At 54.2% G+C, this 3,374-nt stretch carries 2 rRNA genes; both read left to right on the plus strand.

What is annotated here, in order from left to right:
* Positions 1–250 precede the first annotated feature (250 nt).
* A 23S ribosomal RNA gene (locus E5X34_RS32340) occupies positions 251–3,050 on the plus strand.
* Between the two features lie 181 nt (positions 3,051–3,231).
* Positions 3,232–3,346 (plus strand): 5S ribosomal RNA (gene rrf / locus E5X34_RS32345).
* The last annotated feature ends 28 nt before the right edge of the window (positions 3,347–3,374 follow it).

Raw genomic sequence — 3,374 nt, forward strand, 5'->3', positions numbered from 1 at the left:
CATGGGTTCCGAAAGGGCCATGATTTGTCGCTGGAGACGCTCAATCTCCAGCATATGATGGGTTTGCCTAACCGCGCCCTCGAACGGATCTCGAGAAGCTGGTCTTTTTGTGCCAATTCCATTCAGTGATACCCCGCACAGGGTGTTGCTGAGGCGACGATCCTTCGGATCGCGCTTAGCTAATCTCGTAAGGGAGAGGCTGAAGCGACGATCTCTGCGAGATCGCGCGATGGGTATTGGCAATGAGAACGATCAAGTGTCTTAAGGGCAATTGGTGGATGCCTTGGCATGCACAGGCGATGAAGGACGTGATACGCTGCGATAAGCTACGGGGAGGTGCGAATACCCTTTGATCCGTAGATCTCCGAATGGGGAAACCCACCTAAGGTACTTGGAAAATCAGAGCAGCGGAGCAATCTGCTGCTGTGGTTTCCAAGTATCGCTAATAGGTAACTTATCCTGAATCCATAGGGATAAAGTGGCGAACGCGGGGAACTGAAACATCTAAGTACCCGTAGGAAAGGACATCAACCGAGACTCCGGAAGTAGTGGCGAGCGAACCCGGACCAGGCCAGTGGCGATTGAGAGACAAGCGGAACCTTCTGGAAAGTAGGGCCATAGCGGGTGACAGCCCCGTACGCGTAATGCGATCAATCGTCCTCGAGTAAGGCGGGACACGTGAAATCCTGTCTGAAATTGGGAGGACCACCTTCCAAGCCTAAGTACTCGTGCATGACCGATAGCGAACTAGTACCGTGAGGGAAAGGTGAAAAGCACCCCGACAAGGGGAGTGAAAGAGTACCTGAAACCGATTGCCTACAAACAGTGGGAGTCCGCAAGGATGACCACGTACCTTTTGTATAATGGGTCAGCGACTTAGTGTGACGAGCAAGCTTAAACCGGTAGGTGTAGGCGCAGCGAAAGCGAGTCTGAACAGGGCGTTCAGTTCGTCGCATTAGACCCGAAACCGAGTGATCTAGCCATGAGCAGGTTGAAGGTAAGGTAACACTTACTGGAGGACCGAACCCATAACTGTTGCAATAGTTCGGGATGACTTGTGGCTAGGGGTGAAAGGCCAATCAAACTCGGAAATAGCTGGTTCTCCGCGAAATCTATTTAGGTAGAGCGTCGACCGAATACCCCAGGGGGTAGAGCACTGGATGGGCTAGGGGTCCTCACCGGATTACCAAACCTAACCAAACTCCGAATACCTGGGAGTACTAGTCGGCAGACACACGGCGGGTGCTAACGTCCGTCGTGAAAAGGGAAACAACCCTGACCTACAGCTAAGGTCCCCAAGTTATGGCTAAGTGGGAAAGGATGTGAGGATCCCAAAACAACCAGGATGTTGGCTTAGAAGCAGCCATCATTTAAAGAAAGCGTAACAGCTCACTGGTCTAAATAAGGGTCTTTGCGCCGAAAATGTAACGGGGCTAAAGCCATACACCGAAGCTTAGGGTTCGTGAGCAATCACGAGCGGTAGCGGAGCGTTCTGTAAGCTGATGAAGCCGTACCCGTGAGGGGCGGTGGAGGTATCAGAAGTGCGAATGCTGACATGAGTAACGTAAGGGGAGTGAGAGACTCCCCCGCCGAAAGACCAAGGGTTCCTGCTTAAAGTTAATCTGAGCAGGGTTAGCCGGCCCCTAAGACGAGGCGGAAACGCGTAGTCGATGGGAACCACGTTAATATTCGTGGGCCTGGAGGTAGTGACGGATCACACAAGTTGTCCAATCTTATCGGATTGAACGGGCAGCGGAGTGGTTCCAGGAAATAGCTCCTCCTTATAGACCGTACCCGAAACCGACACTGGTGGTCAGGTAGAGTATACCAAGGCGCTTGAGAGAACTATGCTGAAGGAACTCGGCAAATTGCACGCGTAACTTCGGAAGAAGCGTGACCCTTTTCTACGCAAGTGGAGGAGGGTGGCACAGACCAGGGGGTAGCGACTGTTTATCAAAAACACAGGGCTCTGCGAAGCCGCAAGGCGACGTATAGGGTCTGACGCCTGCCCGGTGCTGGAAGGTTAAGAGGAGGGGTGCAAGCTCTGAATCGAAGCCCCAGTAAACGGCGGCCGTAACTATAACGGTCCTAAGGTAGCGAAATTCCTTGTCGGGTAAGTTCCGACCTGCACGAATGGCGTAACGACTTCCCCGCTGTCTCCAGCATAGACTCAGTGAAATTGAATTCCCCGTGAAGATGCGGGGTTCCTGCGGTTAGACGGAAAGACCCCGTGCACCTTTACTATAGCTTTACATTGGCATTCGTAGTGGCATGTGTAGGATAGGTGGTAGGCTTTGAAGCCTGGGCGCCAGCTCAGGTGGAGCCACCCTTGAAATACCACCCTTATTACTATGGATGTCTAACCGCGGCCCGTTATCCGGGTCCGGGACAATGTATGGTGGGTAGTTTGACTGGGGCGGTCGCCTCCTAAAGAGTAACGGAGGCGCGCGATGGTGGGCTCAGAACGGTCGGAAATCGTTCGCTGAGTGCAATGGCATAAGCCTGCCTGACTGCGAGACTGACAAGTCGAGCAGAGACGAAAGTCGGTCATAGTGATCCGGTGGTCCCGCGTGGAAGGGCCATCGCTCAACGGATAAAAGGTACGCCGGGGATAACAGGCTGATGACCCCCAAGAGTCCATATCGACGGGGTTGTTTGGCACCTCGATGTCGACTCATCGCATCCTGGGGCTGGAGCAGGTCCCAAGGGTATGGCTGTTCGCCATTTAAAGCGGTACGTGAGTTGGGTTCAGAACGTCGTGAGACAGTTCGGTCCCTATCTGCCGTGGGTGTAGGAATATTGAAAGGATCTGTCCCTAGTACGAGAGGACCGGGATGGACGGATCTCTGGTGGACCTGTTGTGGCGCCAGCCGCATTGCAGGGTAGCTATATCCGGACGGGATAACCGCTGAAGGCATCTAAGCGGGAAACCCACCTTGAAACGAGTATTCCCTGAGAACCGTGGAAGACGACCACGTTGATAGGCCGGGTGTGGAAGAGCGGCAACGCTTGAAGCTTACCGGTACTAATAGTTCGATAGGCTTGATCGTTCTCATTACTCATATCCATCGGCGCTTACGCATGAGCGGCCCCTTCGGGGCCAAAGCTTAAGCGAGGGCGCCGGACGACCGGCGACGCGCAGTCGCGCTTGCGGGCTTCGCCCGTCGGCAAAACGCAGACGTCGCCTTGGCACAAATAGACAGCTTCTCGATTGAACATGCGTTTTGCCGACCTGGTGGTTATGGCGGAGCGGCTGCACCCGATCCCATTCCGAACTCGGCCGTGAAACGCTCCAGCGCTGATGGTACTTCGTCTCAAGACGCGGGAGAGTAGGTCGCTGCCAGGTCTGCCAAGCGCATGTTCACCCTCACATC

Source organism: Mesorhizobium sp. (assembly GCF_004963255.1).
Taxonomy (GTDB): domain Bacteria; phylum Pseudomonadota; class Alphaproteobacteria; order Rhizobiales; family Rhizobiaceae; genus Mesorhizobium.